The sequence below is a fragment of the Micromonospora sp. NBC_00858 genome (genome assembly GCF_045207365.1).
Lineage (GTDB): Bacteria > Actinomycetota > Actinomycetes > Mycobacteriales > Micromonosporaceae > Micromonospora.
In genome coordinates this window covers 1,670,791-1,689,162 of sequence record NZ_CP108828.1, presented here as the reverse complement: position 1 = coordinate 1,689,162, position 18,372 = coordinate 1,670,791, and the positions used below count along the sequence as shown (strand labels likewise).

Genomic DNA, 18,372 nt, shown 5'->3' with positions numbered 1-18,372 from the left:
TCAGGAATGGTGGATCGGGGTTTCCAGATCGGTCAGGGGGCGACCCGAGCCGCCCCAGGCCTGGGCGACGATCTCGGCGGCGATCGCCACGGCCGTCTCCTCCGGCGTTCGCGCGCCCAGGTCCAGCCCGATGGGCGAGGAGAGCCGGGCCAGCGCGGCCTCGCTCACCCCGGCCTCGCGCAGCCGTCGCAGCCGGTCCACGTGCGTACGCCGGCTGCCCATCGCGCCGATGTAGCGAGCCGGGGTGTGCAGGGCGACCTCAAGCAGCGGTACGTCGAACTTCGGGTCGTGGGTCAGGACGCAGAGCACCGTACGGTCGTCGACGGACGTCGACTCCAGGTACCTGTGCGGCCATTGGACGACGAGGTCGTCGGCGTCCGGGAAGCGCGTACGGGTGGTGAACACCGGGCGGGCGTCGCAGACCGTGACGTGGTAGCCGAGGAACCGGCCGATCCGGGCCATCGCGGCGGCGAAGTCGATCGCCCCAAAGATGATCATGCGGGGTGGGGGCACGTACGACTGCACGAACACGGACACGTCGTCGAGTCGCTCCTCCCCCTGCCGACCCAGGTGCACCGTGCCGGTGGCGCCGAGGGCGAGCATGCCGGCCGCCTGCTGGGCCACCGCGTCGTCCAGGTCGCCCGCGCCGAGGTTGCCCGCGACCCGGTCGGGCCAGATCACCAGTTGCGCGTTCTCCACCGAAGCCGTGGCGACCGGCCGGCCGTCGCGGATCGCGGCGAGCACCTCGTCGGGCTCGGTCAGGGCGACGTCCGGCTGGACCAGGATCTGGATGGTGCCGCCGCAGGTCAGGCCCACGTCGAACGCGTCGTCGTCGCTGACACCGAAGGTCTGGGTGCGGGCCTCGCCGGTCTCGACGGAGGTCAGGCAGAGGTCGTAGACGGCCCCCTCGACGCAGCCTCCGGAGATGCTGCCCAGGACCTCGCCGTGGGCGGAGACGGCCATCGCCGCGCCGGCCTGCCGGGGCGCCGACTGCCAGGTGCGGACGACGGTCGCGACGGCGAACGCGACGCCGGCCGTGCGCCAGCCCGTCAACCCGTCGACGATGTCCCGCATGGCCGCACGATCCGTGAGCCTCGGCGGCACCGTCAACGGCGACCTAAGCAGTTGCTTAGGTCGCCGTTGACTTTGGCCCGCGCCGGGATGAGATTTTCCCGGACTGCGGAGGTGCGACATGCAGGTGCCGGCACCGTTCGAGTACGAGCGAGCCACCAGTGTGGACCATGCAATCAGCCTGTTGGAGCGGCTGGGCGGCACAGCACGCCTGATCGCCGGCGGGCACAGCCTGCTGCCGATGATGAAGCTGCGGCTGGCCAACTTCGACTACCTGATCGACATCAACGATCTGCACGCCGAACTCGGCTACATCGAGACAGGCCCGGACGAGGTACGGATCGGCGCGCTCACCCGGCATCGGGAGCTGCTCGACTCCACCGAACTGGCCGCGGCGTTCCCCATCTTCGCCGACGCCGAGCGGGTGATCGCCGACCCGGTGGTACGCAACCGGGGCACGCTGGGCGGCTCGCTCTGCCAGGCCGACCCGTCCGAGGACCTCTCGGCGGTCTGCACGACGCTGGACGCGCGGTGCGTGATCCGTGGTCCGGGCGGTGCGGAGCGCGTCGTGTCCATGGAGGAGTTCCACGTCGGGCCGTACGAGACGGCCGTCGCCGACGGCGAAATCCTGGTCGAGATCCGGCTGCCGGTGCGGCCGGGCTGCGGCAGCGCATACGAGAAGGTCGAGCGCCGGGCCGGCGACTGGGCCGTGGTGTCGGCCGGCGCGGCGGTGTGGCTCGACGACGGCGCGATCGTGGACGCCCGGGTCGGGCTCGCGGCAGTCGGCCCGAACACGACGGGCATCCCGGAGATCTCCGCGACGCTGCGCGGCCAGGAGCCCTCGGAGAGTCTGTTCGAGCAGGCCGGGGCGATCGCTGCGGGTAGCTGCGACCCGGCGACTGACCAGCGCGGCAGCGCCGACTACAAGCGGCATCTGGCCGCCGAGCTGACCAGGCGGACCCTGCGCCGGGCCGTCGAACGGGCGAGGAGCTGAGCATGCAGGTCACGATGACCGTCAACGACGTCGAGGTCACCCGCGAGATCGAGGCCCGGCTGCTGCTGGTGCACTTCCTGCGGGACGTGCTGGGCCTGACCGGCACGCACTGGGGCTGCGACACCAGCAACTGCGGCACCTGCGTGGTCTGGCTGGACGGCGAGCCGGTGAAGTCGTGCACGGTGCTCGCCGCGATGGCCGGCGGCCACCAGGTGCGCACCGTCGAAGGTCTCGCCAAGGGCGCCGAGCTCGACCCGATCCAGCAGGGCTTCATGCAGTGCCACGGCCTGCAGTGCGGCTTCTGCACGCCGGGGATGATGATGACCGCGCGGGCGCTGCTCGACCGGAACCCGGACCCGAGCGAGACGGAGATCCGCGAGGCGATCTCGGGTCAGATCTGCCGGTGCACGGGTTACGCCACGATCGTCCGCTCGGTCCGGTGGGCCGCCGTGGCCGAGGCGGAGGCCGCGGCCCGGGTCACCGAGACCACCGAATCGACCGAAGCCGGCGAGATCGCCGACGCCGGCCAGCCCGCGGAGGCCGTCGCATGACCACCGTGCACGAGCGCGTGGACACCTTCCACGACAACGACCAGAAGCCCGTCGGGTACGGCCGGATGCTGCGCAAGGAGGATCCGCGGTTCATCCGCGGTCGCGGCCGGTACGTCGACGACGTTCAACTGCCCGGCATGCTGCACCTCGCGATCCTCCGGTCGCCGGTGGCGCACGCCCGGATCATCAGCATCGACACGAGCGCCGCCGAGGCGTCACCCGGGGTCAAGGCGGTGGTGATCGGGGCGATGCTGGCGCAGCAGGGCCTAGCCTGGATGCCGACCCTGTCCAACGACGTACAGGCCGTGCTCGCCACCGACAAGGTGCGCTTCCAGGGCCAGGAGGTCGCGTTCGTCGTCGCCGAGGACCGGTACGCGGCGCGCGACGCGCTGGAGCTGATCGACGTCGAGTACGACATCCTCGACCCGGTGATCGACGCCCGTCGCGCGCTGGAGCCGGGTGCCCCGCTGATCCGCGACGACCTCGCGGACAAAACGAACAACCACTGCTTCGACTGGGAGACCGGCGACGAGGCGGCCACGGAGGCGGTGTTCGCGCGCGCGGACGTCGTGGTGACGCAGGATCTCGTCTATCCCCGGGTGCATCCGGCGCCGATGGAGACGTGTGGGGCGGTCGCCGACTTCGATGCCGTCGACGGCAAGCTGCGGCTCTGGTCGACCACCCAGGCGCCGCACGCGCACCGCACCCTCTACGCCATCGTGGCGGGCATCCCCGAGCACAAGATCCAGGTGATCTCGCCGGACATCGGCGGCGGGTTCGGCAACAAGGTGCCGATCTACCCCGGGTACGTCTGCGCGATCGTCGCCTCGATCGTCACCGGCAAGCCGGTGAAGTGGATGGAGGACCGGTCGGAGAACCTGATCAGCACCGGCTTCGCCCGCGACTACATCATGCGCGGTGAGATCGCGGCGACCCGCGACGGCCGGATCCTCGGCATCCGCACCAACGTGCTGGCCGACCACGGCGCCTTCAACGGCACCGCCGCGCCGGTGAAGTACCCGGCCGGCTTCTTCGGGGTCTTCACCGGCAGCTACGACATCGAAGCCGCCTACTGCAAGATGACGGCGGTCTACACCAACAAGGCGCCCGGCGGCGTGGCGTACGCCTGCTCGTTCCGGATCACCGAGGCCGTCTACCTGGTCGAGCGGATCGTCGACTGCCTCGCCGACGAGCTGGGCATGGACCCGGCCGAGCTGCGGCTGAAGAACTTCATCCAGCCGGAGCAGTTCCCGTACACGACGAAGACCGGCTGGGTGTACGACTCGGGCAACTACGAGCCGACGATGCGGCTGGCGATGGAGATGGCCGGCTACGACGAGTTGCGCCGCGAGCAGGCGGAGAAGCGGGCCCGGGGCGAGCTGATGGGCATCGGCATCGCGTTCTTCACCGAGGCGGTCGGCGCCGGCCCTCGCAAGGACATGGACATTCTCGGGCTGGGCATGGCGGACGGCTGCGAGCTGCGCGTCCACCCGACCGGCAAGGCCGTGGTACGGCTCAGCGTGCAGTCCCAGGGCCAGGGGCACGAGACGACGTTCGCGCAGATCGTCGCCGAGGAGATCGGGATCCCGCCGGCCGACATCGAGGTGCTGCACGGCGACACGGACAACACCCCGTTCGGCCTCGGCACGTACGGCAGCCGTTCGACGCCCGTGTCGGGTGCGGCGGCGGCCCTGGTGGCCCGCAAGGTCCGGGACAAGGCCCGGATCATCGCCTCGGGCATGCTCGAGGTCTCGGTGGCCGACCTGGAGTGGGACAAGGGCGCGTTCCACGTCAAGGGCGACCCGGGCACGTCCGTCACGATCCAGGACATCGCCCTGCGCGCGCACGGCGCGGGTGACCTGCCCGAGGGCATCGAGGGTGGGCTCGAGGCGCAGATCTGCTACAACCCGTCCAACCTGACGTACCCGCACGGCGCGTACATCTGCGTGGTGGACATCGACCCGGGCACCGCGCAGGTGACGGTGCGGCGGTTCATCGCGGTCGACGACTGCGGCACCCGGATCAACCCGATGATCATCGAGGGGCAGGTGCACGGCGGGTTGACCGACGGGGTCGGCATGGCGCTGATGGAGATGATCGCGTTCGACGAGGACGGCAACTGCCTCGGCGCGTCGCTGATGGACTACCTGATCCCGACGTCGCTGGAGGTGCCCGACTGGGAGACCGGCTTCACCGTCACCCCGTCGCCGCACCACCCGATCGGCGCGAAGGGTGTGGGCGAGTCCGCCACGGTGGGTTCGCCGCCGGCCATCGTCAACGCCGTCGTGGACGCCCTGAAGCCCTTCGGCGTACGGCACGCCGACATGCCGCTGACGCCGTCGCGGGTCTGGGACGCGATGCGCGGCCAGGCCCGTCCGCCGATCTGAGGGAGGCGACCATGACCACCATCGCGGAGCGCGCCCGGGAGCTGACCGTCTCCCGGGAGCCGTTCGTGCACGCCACCGTGGTCCGCACCCAGGACCCCACGTCGGCGCGGCCGGGCGACGCCGCCGTGATCCGGTCGGACGGCTCGATCGAGGGCTTCGTCGGCGGGGTGTGCGCCGAAAGTTCGGTGCGGGCGGCTGCGCTCGACACCCTGCGCGACGGCACCGCGCTGCTGCTGCGGGTGATGCCGGACGGCACTCCCCCGTTCCCCGAGGCGCCGGGGGCGCGGGTGGTGGTCAACCCGTGCCACTCCGGCGGCGCGATCGAGGTCTTCCTCCGGCCGATGCTGCCGCCGCCGGCACTGCGGGTGGTCGGCGACACTCCGATCAGCGCCGCGGTGGCGACCCTCGCCGCGTTCCTCGACTTCGACGTCGTCACCTCCGATGAGGACGCCGGCTGCACGGCGGTCGTGGTGGCTGGGCTCGGCCGGGGCGAGCAGGAGGCGATCCGGGCCGCACTGGACGCCGGCGTGGGGTTCGTCGCGCTGGTCGCCAGCGGCAGACGCGGCGCGGTCGTGCTCGACGAGTTGGAGTTGACCGACGCCGAACGGGCCCGCGTCCACTCACCGGCCGGACTGGACATCGGGGCGTGTACGCCGCAGGAGATCGCCCTGTCCATCATGAGTGAGGTGGTCCGGGCGATCCGGGTGGACGGGCTGGCTCCGTCCTCGGGTGCGCCGGCGGCCCGGCCGCAGCAGGCCGTCGACCCGGTGTGCGGGATGACTGTGCTGGTCGGGTCGGAGACACCGCACGCGCGGGTCGACGGGCAGGACTTCTGGTTCTGCTGCGCCGGCTGCCTCGCGAGTTACACAGCGGCGTAGCCCGTGTTCCTGACCGGCCTGGTGCTCGCCGCAGGGGCGTCGGTGCGTCTCGGCGAGGCGAAGCAACTGCTCCCGTACCGGGGGCGCACGCTGCTCGACGCGACCCTGGAGCTGGCCCGCTCGTGCGGCTTCGACCAACTGCTCGTGACCCTGGGCGGCGCGGCGGGCGGGATCCGCGCCCAGGTGGACCTGACCGGGTGTCAGGTCGTCGAGAACTCGGCGTTCAGCACCGGCTGCGGCTCATCGGTCAGCAGCGCGGCGCGGGCGGTGGACCCGCGCGCCGACGCGCTCGTGCTGCTGCTCGGTGACCAGCCCGGGGTACGCGCCGCCGACGTCCGGCGGGTCGCCACGGCGGCCACTCCGCTGGCCGTGTGCCGGTACGCCGACGGGCTGGGCCATCCGTTCCGCTTCGGCCGCGAGGTCCTTCCCGAGCTGTACGACCTGCACGGCGACAAGGCCGTCTGGAAGCTGCTGCATTCCGGCCGCTACCCGGTGACCGAGGTGCCCGCCGACGGGCCGGTGCCGATCGACGTGGACACCTGCGCGGACTACGAGCGACTGCTGGCGGGCGAGGCATGAAGGACGCGCTGAGCGTCCGGCACCGCCTCGACGCCGTCGACTACCTGGTCGACGACGGCATGGCGATGGCCCTGTTCCTGGCGCTGCGGCTCGGCCGGCCACTGCTGCTGGAGGGCGAGCCGGGTGTCGGCAAGACCGCCGCCGCCAAGGCACTGGCCCGAGCGTTGGAGACGCCGCTGATCCGGCTGCAGTGCTACGAGGGGCTGACCGCCGGTGAGGCGCTCTACGAGTGGAACTACCAGCGGCAACTGCTGGCGATCCGGCTCGCCGAGGCGCAGCACGCCAGGCTCACCGACGCGGACCTGTTCAGCGCCGAGTTCCTCCAGGAACGGCCGATCCTGCGGGCCGTACGCCATCAGGGGCCGGTACCGCCGGTCCTGCTGATCGACGAGATCGACCGCGCCGACGACGAGTTCGAGGCGCTGCTGTTCGAGTTCCTCGGCGAGGCCGGCATCACGATCCCCGAGCTCGGCACGTTCGCCGCACGCACACCGCCCATCGTGGTGCTCACCTCCAACCGCAGCCGGGAGCTGCATGACGCGCTGCGTCGCCGCTGCCTGTACCACTGGATCGACTTTCCCGAGCCGGCCCGGGCCGTGGAGATCGTCCGCCGGGCCGTGCCGGGCGCGACCGAGCCGCTGGTCCAGACGGCGGTCCAGTTCATCGGCGGCGTACGCGGCCTGGAGTTGGAGAAGTCACCCGGGATGGCGGAGACCATCGACTGGGTGGCCGCGCTCTCCGTGCTGGGCGCCGCAGACCTGGCCGCCGACGACGTCCCCCGGACCCTCGGCACCATCGCCAAGACCCCCGACGACCGCGCCGTGGTCGCCGCCGCGCTCGGCGCCTACCAGGAGAGTCAGCCATGAAGATCACCAACGAGTTCGCGGTCACCGTCCCGATCGAGCGGGCCTGGGCGGTGCTCACCGACCTTGAGGGGATCGCGCCGTGCCTGCCGGGTGCCCAACTGACCGGCGTCGACGGCGACGTCTACCGGGGCAGGGTGAAGGTCAAGGTCGGGCCGGTCATCTCGGAGTTCGCGGGCACGGCACAGTTCGTCGAGAAGGACGACGCGGCGTACCACGGGGTGATCGACGCGAAGGGCCGCGACGCCCGGTCGACCGGGAACGCCTCGGCGCTGGTCACCGCCCGGTTGCGGCCGGACGGCGACCGGACGCTGGTCAGCGTGGACGCCGACCTGAAGATCTCGGGAAAGCTGGCCCAGTTCGGCAGCGGCATGATCAAGGAGGTGTCGGGCAAGCTGCTGGCCCAGTTCGTCGCCAACCTGGAGGCCAAGCTGGCGGCGGAGCAGGCGACGCCGGTCGCCGGGGGCACCGCGCCGGTGCCCGCCGCCCGGTCCGACTCCGAGCCCGTCGCGTCGGCGTCCGCCGCGGCGGTCGCGACCACGCCCGGCACCGCTGCCGTAACGCCCGCACCAGTCGAGCCGTCGCCGGTAGCGCCGTCGGCCGCCAACTCCTCCCCCGCAGCGCCTTCCCCCGCCCGGCCGTCGGTCGCCGAGCCCTCAGCCGCCGACCGGTCGGCCGCCACCAGCCGGGCCGCGCCGGCCGTCGAGTCGGCGACCGCCGGCACGCGGACCACGCCGGCCTCCGAGCCGGAGGCGCTCGACCTGCTCAGCATCGCCGGGGGTTCGATCACCAAGCGGCTCGTACCGGTGATCGTGGGTCTCGTCGCGGTCGGCGCGGTGATCGCCTGGCTGGTCGCGCGTCGGTGAGCGCGGTCCTGCTGCGCGGGATCGACCGGGCCGCGTTCGCCGTGGCCCTCGCCGGCCGACTGCGGCACGCCGGCGTCCCGGCCGGGCTCACCGACGTCGACGACTTCGTCCGGGCGCTCGCCGCCAGCCCGCCCGACTCGATGTCCACGCTGTACTGGACCGCCCGGATCAGCCTGGTCCGGCGGCACTCCGATCTCGCCGCATTCGACCGGGTCTTCGCGGCGGTCTTCGCGGACCCGCCACCCCTGCTGCCACCCTCGCGGTCCGCGCCCCCGGCGGAGGGTCACGACGACGTGTACGTGCCGGTGCCCGCCGACACGGACGACACCGGGCCCGGCGGCGGACTGCCGTGGGCCACTCTGCCGCCGGCCGTCGCCGAGGCGACGGAAGCCGACAGCGCGCTGCGGCTGCCCGAGCGGCGTCCCAGCGCCCTCGCCGGGCTCGCCGACCGGCCGTTCGACGAACTCGACGCCGCGCAGGTCACGATGCTCGGCGACGCTCTGCGCGCGGCCGTCGCCGACTGGCCGACCCGGCGCACCAGGCGGCACTCCGTCGGCTCGGCCGGACCGCGAATCGCACTGCGGCCGACCATCGCCCGTGCTCGGCGCACCGGATGGGAACCCGTCGAGATCGTCCGCGAGCGGCCGGTGCGGCGCCCCCGCCGGGTCGTGCTGCTCTGCGACGTCAGCGAGTCGATGCGGGCGCAGGCGACCGCGTATCTGCACCTGATGCGGGCGTTCGCGGTGGTCGCCGACGCGGAGGTGTTCGCGTTCGCCACGAGACTGACCCGGCTCACGGTGGTGCTGCGACACACCTCGGCCGCCGAGGCCGTCGCGCAGGCCAGCGCCGCCGTGACCGACCGGTACGGCGGTACCCGGATCGCCACGAACCTGCGCGCCCTGCTCACCTCCCATCACGCCGACGTCTTACGCGGGGCCGTGGTGGTGATCGGCTCGGATGGCTGGGACAGCGACCCGCCCGACGAGTTGGCCGCCGTGATGGCCCGGCTGCGCCGCCGCGCGTACCGGATCGTCTGGTTGAATCCACGTGCCGGCGCCCCCGGCTTCGCTCCTCGGGCGGCGGGCATGGCCGCCGCGCTCCCCTACTGCGACCGGCTGCTGCCGGCCGGCACGTTCCAGGACCTGCTGGTCGCCGCCCGTCAGCTCCAGAGCGTCACGTGCACCGACGGCTTGAAGTGGCCGACGTTGACGCCCGCGCCGCGCATCATCGCCTGAATCGCCCGCGGGGTCGACGAGAACCGCCACAGCTCGTTGGCAGCCGACAGCGGCCCTGGGTTGGCGAGCACCTGCGAGTGCCACACCGCCTCAACAGTCGCGTGCGGCCCCACCACCTGCTTGAGTTGACCCTCGCGGAGGTCCGGCGCGACGGTGAACGCGAGCGCCGGTGAGACGCCCCGGCCCCGCTTTGCCTCGCCCAGCGCCGCCGCGTGGCTCTGGAAGATCTGCTGCCGGTCGTCGGGCACCGCCAGCCGACGCAGCATCGCCGGGACCGCACCCAGGTCGGTGGCCGCCGACGGCCCGAGCAGCCAGGTCTGCTCCCGCAACTGCCCAGGGGACGCGGGCACGCCGGCGAGCGGATGGTCCGGGCCGGCGACGAGCACGAGCCGGTAGTTCATCATCGGCCGGCAGGCGATCGCCTGATCGACGACCGGCGGCTGCGGCCCGATCGCGATGTCCGCGGCGCGGGTCAGCAGCAGCGACTTGAACGCGCCCGGGTCGCCCACGCTCAACTCGACATCGAGGTCGGCGGCCCGCTTCGCGAACAGCTCGATCAGCCCCGGCGCGGCGAACTCGGCGAACAGGCTGGACGCGGCCACCCGCAGCAGCCGCCGGCCGCGCTTCGCGCCGCTCACCTCAAGCATCGTGCGGTCCTGTAGGCCCAGCAGCTCCGCCGCGCGGCTGGCCAGCCGGAGCCCGCCGGGGGTGAACGCGAGCCCCGCCGCCGTCTTGGTGAACAGCTTGTCCCCGAACTCCTTGCGTAGCTGTGCGACGTGAAGTGACACGGCCGACTCGGAGACCTGAAGCTCCGCGGCGGCCTGCTTGACGGACCCCAGCCGGACCACGGCGACATACGCGCGCAGCTGCGTCGGGGTCATCGGCGTCACCCACCTCCCCGCCCGATCGCGTGGTTCGGCTCTCCATCGAGACGAACCACGATCATCTCCCGCTGAGCTGCCCCTCCGCCAGCATCGGTTCACCCGAACCAGTGGCGGCGCTTCACAGCGTCTCAGGCCTGGTCCACGGCGACGGGAACGCGCTTTTTGAGCCTGTTGACACCGCATTCGACGGTGTGCCGACGCTGGTAAATCGTGGGGTCGAAGGTGGATGGCCGGTCGCTGCGGGCGGTCGCCTCACTGGCCGGTCGGACTGCTTCCCACCATGAATAAGCTAACAGTGATCTTGCGCGACCGGTATCGGGCAGACGACCGACTGCCCAGGTCAGCAATGGTGGCTAGGTTCGTCCAATGCCCACCAACATGATCACTGCGAGATCCGCCGGCACCTATTCCCTCGGAGACCTGACCGTCAACCGGATCGGATTCGGCGCGATGCGCCTGACGGGCAACGGCGGCGCGGCGAGCGACCGCGCTCGGGTCATCGGCGTGCTGCGCCGGGCGATCGAGCTCGGCGTGAACCACATCGACACAGCGGCGTTCTACTTCACTCCGCTCCGGTCGGCGAACGAGTTGATCAACACGGCACTGTCGCCGTACGCCGATGACCTGGTCATCACCACGAAGGTCGGGCCGGGCCGCGACCCCTCGGGGGAATGGCTGCCGCTGGCCCGGCCGGACCAGCTGCGCGGGCAGGTCGAGGAGAACCTGCGCCAGCTCGGCCGCGACCATCTCGATGTCGTGAACCTGCGCCAGCACGGGCTGGACTCCGTCGCGGAGCACTTCGGCGCGCTGGCCGACCTGCGTGACGCCGGACTCATCCGGCATCTCGGCCTGGCGAACATTCGCCCGCAGCACCTCGCGCAGGCGCAGGCGATCGCCCCGGTGGTCTGCGTGCAAAACCCGTACGGCGTCGACACCCGCCGCATCCACGACCAGTTCGTGCGCGCCTGCGGCGAACAGGGTGTCGCGTTCGTGCCGTTCTTCGCCATCGCCGGCGACAAACGTGAGGCCGGCGGCGTGGCCGCCAATGCGGCGGTGGAGGCCATCGCACGCACGCACGGCGCGACGCCGGCACAGGTGCGGATCGCGTGGACCCTCAGCCGCGGGCCGCACCTGCTGGCCATCCCCGGCACCGGCAACCCCGATCACCTGGTCGAGAACCTGGCCGCCGGTGCGCTGAGCCTGTCGCCGGACGAGTTGGCCACCCTCGAGTAACGGCGCCCGGGAGGGTGCAGCCCTGCAACGAGCCCACGATGGTCGACGAGAGGCCCGTCATTTGCCGACAGAGACGACGTCCATTCCCATCCCGCCGCCGAACAGATCATGGCTCGTTGCCCGAGGACTCATCCCCGCTCACGGCCCTCGCCGCGTCCTGGCCTTCGCGACCTTCGTCAACATGCTCGGAAGTGGCATCTTCATGGCCAGCGCCGTGCTCTTCTTCACCCGCTCGGTCGGGCTCCCCCTCGCGCAGGTCGCCCTGGGCATGGGCATCGCGGCCCTCGTCGGGCTGCTCGCCGGGATCCCGATCGGGCACCTGGCCGATCGGCGGGGCCCGCGCGAGATCTATCTGCTGACTCTGATCATCCGAGCCGTCACCATGGCCGCACTCGCCTTCGTCCACACGTTCTGGCTGTTCGTCGTCGTGATCTGTCTGACCCAGCTCGCCCACTCAGCCGGCGGGGCGTCCCGCGGCCCGCTCGTGCGTGGCTTCGGCGGCGCAAACCTGGCCCAGTACCGGGCTTATCTTCGTTCGGTCGCCAACCTCGCCGGATGCTGCGGTGCTCTCGCCGCCGGCGCCGCGGTGCAACTGGACACCCGTGCGGCTTACCTGGCCCTGGTCGTCGGCAACGCCATCAGTTTCGTGGCATGCGCCGCCATCATCACCCGGCTGCCCTCACTGCCACCGATCCCGGTGCCCCACCTGACCGGGCGCTGGATCGCACTGAAGGACAAGCCCTACATGGCAGTCACCGTGCTCGACGCCATCATGGGAATTCAGGGCCAGGTACTGGTCTTCGCGCTGCCGTTGTGGATCATCTTGCAGACCGACGCGCCACGCTGGTTCATCGGGGTGGCCGTGCTGGTAAATACCGCCCTCGTGGCGGCGCTCCAGGTCATAGCGAGCCGGGGAATCGACACCAGTCCAGCGGCAGGTCGAGCCATGCGCCGTTCCGGGTTGGCGTTCCTGGTCGGGATGGCCCTGATCGCCGCCACGTCGACGATGCCCGGATGGCTCGCGGTCACGGTGATGACGCTCGGAGTCGCCGTGCACACCGTCGGCGAGCTGTGGCACGCGGCGGGCTCGCTCGAGTTGCAGTTCCGACTCGCGCCTCCGCACGCCCAGGGGCAGTACACCGGAGTCTCCGTGCTCGGCACGGGCCTGGCGAACGTCGCCGCCCCCTCCATCCTGGGCCTGCTCTGCGTCGCCTGGGGCGCCCCCGGCTGGTTGCTGATGGGCGGAATCTTCGTCGCGGTCGGGCTGGCCGCCCCGACGGTCGTCCGGTGGGGCGAGCGAACACGTCCGGACCCGGCGGCGGCCGTCTAGGGTCGTGGACCTACGGAATCGGCTTGCTGGCTCGGGGGTGCGGGCCTACCGTCGTGGGGCACCTCCCGGTGCGCAGGTAACGGCTACTTCCGCTCTCAACGGGGAGACGTGGGTTCGAATCCCACCGCCACTTCGGGTGGCGTCGACCAGCGGCCCAGGTCACCTTGGCCCGCAAGGGCCGGTCGCCGTCGCCGCTTCGATCTCGGGAGGCGCGCTCACGCCGCACGCCCGGTGCGACGGACACGGCTACTTCTATGGTGCAGGCCCTGCAAGGGCCCCGCGGTTCGAACCCGCGAAAACCGTGTCCACTTTTGATCTCGGGTGTGCGGCGTGACCACTCGCTACCGCTCACAAGATCGCAAACTCCGTTGCCCGGGCGTCGGCGCCACCGCTACGGTCGTGACCGCACTTCCCGGTGCGCAGGTGACGGTTACATCTGGAGGGGTTCGGACCCGGTGAAGGACCATCCGTCGCCGACCTCGATCTCGGGAAGCGCGACCAGACCACACACCCGGTGCGCAGGCAACGGTTACTTCAGGGTTCCGCAGATGGGGGTTCGAGTCCCCCGACACCTTCGGGTGGATGGTTCAACGGACAGAACGGCGGACTAGTCCGTGGCCGATTCTGATCTCGGGTGTGTGGTGCGGTGGCGCCTTCCCGGCCGACTGACGTGGGGGACGTCATGGCCAAGTTCAACATCAAGCTGCGCAAGAGCCGACACCGGCCGGTGACCGCCGAGGGCGCGCCAGGCTTCACCCGTGAGCCGCGCATCGAGCTGTTCCTGCTCGGTGTGTCGAACATGGTCGGAGAGGACACCTTCTACGAGGGCGCCACCGACCGGGATGCCCGCTTCCGGGACCTGGTCGCCGCCGTCGCCGTCACCGATCCCGGCTGGTTCGCCCGTTTCGTGCCGTGGCTGCGCTCCGGCGCGATGATGCGCTCGGCGTCCGTGGTGGCGGCACTGGAAGGTGCCCGCGCCCAGGTCGCCGCGGAGATGCCGGGGTCGCGGGCGGTCGTGGACGCCGCGTTGCAGCGTGCGGACGAGCCGGGCGAGGCTCTGGCGTACTGGCTGGGTCGCCACGGCCGGGCGTTGCCCAAGCCGGTGAAGCGGGGCATCGCCGACGCGGCGGTCCGGCTGTACACCGAGCGGAGCCTGCTCAAGTACGACTCCGTCGGCAGCCCGGTGCGGTTCGGTGACGTCATCGACCTGACCCACCCCACCGCGAAGGACGAGCGGCAGGGTGACCTGTTCCGGCACGCGCTGGATCGGCGGCACCAGCGGGACAACCCGCTGCCGGCGTCACTTCGGATGCTGGCGGCGCGGGACGCGCTCATGGCGTTGCCGGTCGCGCAGCGCAGGGAGGTCACCGATCCGGCCGAGCTGGGCGCGGCCGGTATGACGTGGGAGGCTCTGGCCGGCTGGCGACAGAGCGCGATGGACGCCGCGGCGTGGGAGTCGATCATCCCGAACATGGGCTATCTGGCGCTGCTGCGTAACCTGCGCAACTTCGACCAGGCCGGAGTCAGCGACGCCGTCGCGGACACGGTGGCGGCCAAGCTCTCCGACCCGGGGGAGGTCTCCGCCTCGCGCGTGCTGCCGATGCGCTTCCTGTCGGCGTACAACGCGACACCGAGCCTGCGGTGGGCGTACCCGCTGGAGAAGGCGTTGCAGCACGCCCTGGTGAACGTGCCCGCCCTGGACGGACGGACCCTGGTCCTCATCGACACCTCCGGTTCGATGCAGAGCTCGTTCAGCAAGGACGGCACACTGCGCTGCTGGGACGCCGCCACGGTGTTCGGCCTCGCGCTGGCCGCCCGGGCACAGGCGGCAACGGTGGTGTCGTTCTCCCATGCCAGCCGGGTGTTCCCGGCGGTGGTGGGTGAGTCGGTACTGGCGGCGGTGCGCCGGTTCAAGGACGGCGGCTACTTCTACGGCATGGGAACCGACACCGAGAAGGCGGTACGGCAGCACTACGACCGGCACGACCGGGTGGTCATCCTCACCGATGAGCAGGCCCACTGGCACGGGGCCACCGACGTCGCCGCAGCGGTGCCCGCTGAGGTGCCGGTGTACACCTGGAATCTGGCCGGGTACCGGGTCGGGCACACGCCAACCGTTGGCAACCGGCACACCTTCGGCGGCCTGTCCGACGCCGCGTTCGCGATGATCCCACTCATCGAGGCCGGATCCCGCGACCTGTGGCCCTTCTGATCCGCGCGGCGGGGCTGGACGTGCCCCGCCGCACGGATCAGCCTCTCGCTCACCTCATCGAGCGTTCAGCGACGGGTGCCGCGTCGACGCGCTGCCCAGACTCCACCGACGATTGCCGCCGCGGTTGGAAGGAGACAGCAGAGGGTGAGGAGGAACAGGTGCCACGGCTTGATTGCTCCCATGGCTGCGAGAGTAGGCACCGGTGACCAACGCTGCCAGCACGGCCGAGCAAGCTGTCAGTGGCGGGCCCACCGGCTAACGGAACGAGCGGAAGAACGTGCGCACGTCCGCGGTCAGGAGGTCGGGGGCTTCCATGGCGGCGAAGTGGCCACCACGGTCGAACTCCGACCAGTGGGTGATGTTGTTGCCGGGCTCGGCGTACCGGCGGATCGCGATGTCCTGGGCGAACACGGCCACACCGGTCGGCGTGGTGGCGGGTCTGGTGTGCCAGGTGCTGGAGTGCATGTTCTCGTAGTACAGGTGGGCGGCTGAACCTGCGGTGCCCGTTAGCCAGTAGAGCATCACGTTGGTGAGCATCAGGTCCCGGTCGACGGCCGTCTCGGGCAGGTCGGTCGCGGGGTAGGTCCACTCCTTGAACTTCTCGACAATCCAGGCGAGCTGCCCGACCGGCGAGTCGTGCAGGCCGTACGCCAGGGTCTGCGGCCGAGTGGCCTGGATCTTGAAGTAGCCGCTCTCGTCGTCGGTGAAGTTCTTGAGTCGTCCCAGCCGGGCCTGCTCCGCGTCGGTGAGGGTGGCCCGTTCCTCGTCGGACACCGTCCCGAACGGGATGAACCCGAACGTGGCCGCGTTGACGTGCACGCCGACGACCCGATCGGTGGCCCGGCCCAGTTCCGGGGCGACCAGCGCGCCCAGGTCGCCGCCTTGGGCGCCGTAGCGCTCGTAGCCCAGCGTGCTCATCAACTCGGCCCAGGCCCCAGCTACTCGCCCGGTGTTCCAGCCGGTCTGCCGGGTCGGCCCGGAGAACCCGAACCCGGGCATCGAGGGAATGACGAGGTGGAAGGCGTCTGCGGGGTCGCCGCCGTGCGCGGCCGGGTCGGTCAGCGGACCGACGACTTTCAGGAACTCCACGACCGAGCCCGGCCAGCCATGGGTGAGGATCAGCGGCATCGCGTCCGGTTCGGGCGAGCGAACATGCAGGAAGTGGACGTTTTCCCCGTCGATCTCGGTGGTGAACTGCGGGATCTCGTTCAGCTTGGCCTCGTGCTTGCGCCAGTCATAGGAGGTACGCCAGTAGGCGGCCAACTCCTTCAGGTAGTCCAGCGGAACGCCACGGCTCCAGCCGACGCCGGGCAGTTCGCTCGGCCAGCGCACGGCCGACAGCCGGGCACGCAGGTCATCAAGGTCGGACTGGGGGACGTTGATCCGGTATGGAGTGATCGTTCTGCTCATGCGGAAACGCTAACAACACTAGCGGACAGCTTCGGTCCTATAGTCGTGGCAGACTGAAATGGTGAAGGAGACCTCCGCCCGACTGCTCCGACTGCTGACACTGCTGCAGACCCGCCGTGACTGGTCCGGCCAGGACCTCGCCGACCGGCTCGGAGTGACTACCCGCACCGTCCGCCGCGACGTCGACAAGCTGCGCGATCTCGACTACCCGGTGCACGCGAGCAAGGGCATCGCTGGCGGTTACCGGCTCGGTGCCGGCGCCCAACTTCCCCCGCTTCTCCTCGATGACGGTGAGGCGGTCGCCATCGCCATCGCGCTGCGCACCGCGGCGTCCAGCAGCGTGTCTGACATCGGCGAGACGGCACTACGTGCCCTCGTGAAACTCGAACAAGTCCTACCCTCGCGGCTACAGCACCAGGTCAACGCCCTGCAACTGTCCATGGTCCGCCCTCCCGGCTCGCGGCCAACGGTGGACACCGAGGTCCTCACCGCCATCGGCACGGCGTGCCGTGACCGGCAGGTTCTGCGGTTCGACTACTCCGGCCACGGCGGCACCGCCAGCGCCCGGATCACCGAGCCACACCAACTCGTCACCTGGGGCCCGCGCTGGTACCTGGTCGCCTGGGATCTCCAGCGCCACGACTGGCGCACCTTCCGGGTGGATCGGATGCGACCTGCGGCCTCCACCGGGCCACGCTTCACGCCCCGCGAAATTCCGGGCGGCGACGCAGCGGCGTACGTCGCGCGCGGAGTTGCTCAGATCTGGCCATACCAGGCCATCGTCGAGCTACACACCCCGGCCACATCGGACGCAGCTCGGGACGCCGCAACCTACGGACGAATCGAACCCATCGATGAGCACAGGTGTCGCTTCTATTTCGGCGCCGAGAACGTCCGCGGAATGGTCTTTCTCCTCGGTGCTCTCGACGTCGACTTCCGTATCGAGGATGCACCGGAGCTTGCCGAACATCTCCGGCAGACTGCCGACCGGTACCACCGCGCCATCCAGTCCCCGGCTCTCTCGTAGCGCAAAGACCGGGCTACCGCTGCCAGACGTCGATGGTCTGCACGCCGTCGCGCACGACCCGGTCCAGGATGGCGGCGTTGCCGCTGGTGCCCTCCCAGCCCTGGTCGTGAAACACGGTCACTGCTCCGTCGACACGTGCCACGGCGATCTGGCTGGACGCGTCGCGGCCGGTGCGTTCGCCGTTCAGGCTCTCCTCGGCCCACCTCCGGGTCAGCAGCAACGCCTCGTCCCCGACGCCGGGCAAGGCCCGGCTCTCGACCTTGACGGGGTTTCCACCCCGGTCGTAGGAGGGACACGCTGAAACAGCACCGAGGAGTCGTCGCATGTAGGCCGAAGCGCCGTCGCCGTCAAAGGTGAAGATGGTCTGATGGATCATGCCTTGCGGCACGTTGCTGGCTGGTTCCCCGGCCCTTCTGTAGGTGAGCGTCATCGAGGCGCTCGCGGTGACCTGTCGGCCTCCGGTGCCGAACTCATTGCCGCACAGCGTCGGCAGGGCGTCCGCGACGGGCGTCGCCCGCCGCGGGGACTTCCGCAGCTCGGGTGGCAGTTCACCGAAGGCCGACATCGGGATGGTCGCCCGGGTGCTCGCGCTCGGAGACGGTTGGCCCACCTGGCCTGTCGCTGCGGGCGCGGTCGACGGTGGCGCGGTCGACGGGGCCGGATCGGTCCGGTCCTCACCAACGGTGCAGGCGGTGGTCAGCGCGACGGTGCCGAGCAACGGCAGGATCAGCGCAACCACCCTTCGCGCTCGGGCGGCCGGTATCGACGTTTAGTGGCTCATCATCGGTGTCGCGGCGTGGATACCCCTGCCTTCAGGCGGGGGAGGAAACGCCGCTCCCCTCAGGGATAGAC

At 70.8% G+C, this 18,372-nt stretch carries 16 protein-coding genes and 1 tRNA gene; 13 read left to right on the top strand and 4 right to left on the bottom strand.

Annotation, left to right across the window (positions count from 1 at the left end):
* Complete coding sequence (locus tag OG990_RS07995) at positions 1-1,074, bottom strand: XdhC family protein (protein WP_406079602.1); 1,074 nt, start codon at positions 1,072-1,074, stop codon at positions 1-3.
* Positions 1,075-1,192: 118 nt separating this feature from the next.
* Between OG990_RS07995 and OG990_RS07990 the strand changes: the two genes are divergently transcribed.
* From OG990_RS07990 to OG990_RS07955, 8 genes are read left to right on the top strand one after another with little or no spacing between them, the layout of a single operon-like run.
* Positions 1,193-2,065, top strand: coding sequence for an FAD binding domain-containing protein (locus OG990_RS07990; RefSeq protein WP_386982644.1), 873 nt, complete (start codon positions 1,193-1,195; stop codon positions 2,063-2,065).
* 2 nt (positions 2,066-2,067) lie between these two features.
* Entirely contained in the window at positions 2,068-2,616 is a 549-nt protein-coding gene (locus OG990_RS07985) for a (2Fe-2S)-binding protein (protein ID WP_355610400.1), read from the top strand.
* Positions 2,613-5,003: an aerobic carbon-monoxide dehydrogenase large subunit gene (locus OG990_RS07980; RefSeq protein ID WP_406079600.1), complete on the top strand. Its 2,391-nt coding sequence runs from the start codon at positions 2,613-2,615 to the stop codon at positions 5,001-5,003. The genes OG990_RS07985 and OG990_RS07980 overlap by 4 nt, the downstream gene beginning before the upstream one ends.
* An 11-nt stretch (positions 5,004-5,014) precedes the next feature.
* Positions 5,015-5,881: an XdhC family protein gene (locus OG990_RS07975; RefSeq protein ID WP_406079598.1), complete on the top strand. Its 867-nt coding sequence runs from the start codon at positions 5,015-5,017 to the stop codon at positions 5,879-5,881.
* 3 nt (positions 5,882-5,884) lie between these two features.
* A complete protein-coding gene (locus OG990_RS07970) occupies positions 5,885-6,460 on the top strand; it encodes an NTP transferase domain-containing protein (RefSeq protein ID WP_406079597.1) in 576 nt (191 codons plus the stop codon).
* Positions 6,457-7,326 (top strand): AAA family ATPase, encoded by an 870-nt coding sequence (locus OG990_RS07965; protein ID WP_386982652.1) that lies wholly within the window; start codon positions 6,457-6,459, stop codon positions 7,324-7,326. Before OG990_RS07970 ends, OG990_RS07965 begins: the two co-directional genes overlap by 4 nt.
* Positions 7,323-8,189, top strand: a complete 867-nt coding sequence (locus tag OG990_RS07960) for an SRPBCC domain-containing protein (protein ID WP_406079596.1) — start codon at positions 7,323-7,325, stop codon at positions 8,187-8,189. The genes OG990_RS07965 and OG990_RS07960 overlap by 4 nt, the downstream gene beginning before the upstream one ends.
* Positions 8,186-9,424 (top strand): vWA domain-containing protein, encoded by a 1,239-nt coding sequence (locus OG990_RS07955; protein WP_406079595.1) that lies wholly within the window; start codon positions 8,186-8,188, stop codon positions 9,422-9,424. Before OG990_RS07960 ends, OG990_RS07955 begins: the two co-directional genes overlap by 4 nt.
* On the opposite strand, the gene OG990_RS07950 is transcribed toward OG990_RS07955, so the two are convergent.
* Complete coding sequence (locus OG990_RS07950) at positions 9,349-10,305, bottom strand: LysR family transcriptional regulator (protein ID WP_406079594.1); 957 nt, start codon at positions 10,303-10,305, stop codon at positions 9,349-9,351. The two genes, OG990_RS07955 and OG990_RS07950, sit on opposite strands and share 76 nt — an antisense overlap.
* 369 nt (positions 10,306-10,674) lie before the next feature.
* Here OG990_RS07950 and OG990_RS07945 point away from each other — a divergent pair, with 369 nt between their 5' ends.
* The 4 genes from OG990_RS07945 to OG990_RS07930 all read left to right on the top strand — a co-directional run bounded on the left by OG990_RS07945 (position 10,675) and on the right by OG990_RS07930 (position 15,083).
* Positions 10,675-11,541 (top strand): aldo/keto reductase, encoded by an 867-nt coding sequence (locus tag OG990_RS07945; RefSeq protein WP_406079593.1) that lies wholly within the window; start codon positions 10,675-10,677, stop codon positions 11,539-11,541.
* A gap of 61 nt (positions 11,542-11,602) precedes the next feature.
* Positions 11,603-12,871: an MFS transporter gene (locus OG990_RS07940; RefSeq protein WP_406079592.1), complete on the top strand. Its 1,269-nt coding sequence runs from the start codon at positions 11,603-11,605 to the stop codon at positions 12,869-12,871.
* 67 nt (positions 12,872-12,938) lie between these two features.
* Positions 12,939-13,001: transfer RNA gene (locus OG990_RS07935), tRNA-OTHER, on the top strand.
* 552 nt (positions 13,002-13,553) lie between these two features.
* Positions 13,554-15,083, top strand: a complete 1,530-nt coding sequence (locus tag OG990_RS07930) for a TROVE domain-containing protein (RefSeq protein ID WP_406079591.1) — start codon at positions 13,554-13,556, stop codon at positions 15,081-15,083.
* A gap of 255 nt (positions 15,084-15,338) precedes the next feature.
* Here OG990_RS07930 and OG990_RS07925 read toward each other — a convergent pair whose 3' ends face one another.
* On the bottom strand, positions 15,339-16,481 hold the full coding sequence (locus OG990_RS07925; protein ID WP_406081693.1) for an epoxide hydrolase family protein: 1,143 nt from the start codon (positions 16,479-16,481) through the stop codon (positions 15,339-15,341).
* 73 nt (positions 16,482-16,554) lie between these two features.
* Between OG990_RS07925 and OG990_RS07920 the strand changes: the two genes are divergently transcribed.
* Positions 16,555-17,520, top strand: a complete 966-nt coding sequence (locus tag OG990_RS07920) for a helix-turn-helix transcriptional regulator (protein ID WP_406081692.1) — start codon at positions 16,555-16,557, stop codon at positions 17,518-17,520.
* A gap of 13 nt (positions 17,521-17,533) precedes the next feature.
* Here OG990_RS07920 and OG990_RS07915 read toward each other — a convergent pair whose 3' ends face one another.
* Positions 17,534-18,259, bottom strand: coding sequence for a hypothetical protein (locus OG990_RS07915; protein WP_406079590.1), 726 nt, complete (start codon positions 18,257-18,259; stop codon positions 17,534-17,536).
* Positions 18,260-18,372 lie beyond the last annotated feature (113 nt).

Coding starts and splice junctions, on each gene's coding strand:
- OG990_RS07985 (WP_355610400.1), top strand. CDS start 2,068: ATGCAGGTCACGATGACCGTCAACGACGTCGAGGTCACCCGCGAGATC.
- OG990_RS07975 (WP_406079598.1), top strand. CDS start 5,015: ATGACCACCATCGCGGAGCGCGCCCGGGAGCTGACCGTCTCCCGGGAG.
- OG990_RS07930 (WP_406079591.1), top strand. CDS start 13,554: ATGGCCAAGTTCAACATCAAGCTGCGCAAGAGCCGACACCGGCCGGTG.
- OG990_RS07990 (WP_386982644.1), top strand. CDS start 1,193: ATGCAGGTGCCGGCACCGTTCGAGTACGAGCGAGCCACCAGTGTGGAC.
- OG990_RS07960 (WP_406079596.1), top strand. CDS start 7,323: ATGAAGATCACCAACGAGTTCGCGGTCACCGTCCCGATCGAGCGGGCC.
- OG990_RS07965 (WP_386982652.1), top strand. CDS start 6,457: ATGAAGGACGCGCTGAGCGTCCGGCACCGCCTCGACGCCGTCGACTAC.
- OG990_RS07995 (WP_406079602.1), bottom strand. CDS start 1,074: ATGCGGGACATCGTCGACGGGTTGACGGGCTGGCGCACGGCCGGCGTC.
- OG990_RS07980 (WP_406079600.1), top strand. CDS start 2,613: ATGACCACCGTGCACGAGCGCGTGGACACCTTCCACGACAACGACCAG.
- OG990_RS07950 (WP_406079594.1), bottom strand. CDS start 10,305: ATGACCCCGACGCAGCTGCGCGCGTATGTCGCCGTGGTCCGGCTGGGG.
- OG990_RS07945 (WP_406079593.1), top strand. CDS start 10,675: ATGCCCACCAACATGATCACTGCGAGATCCGCCGGCACCTATTCCCTC.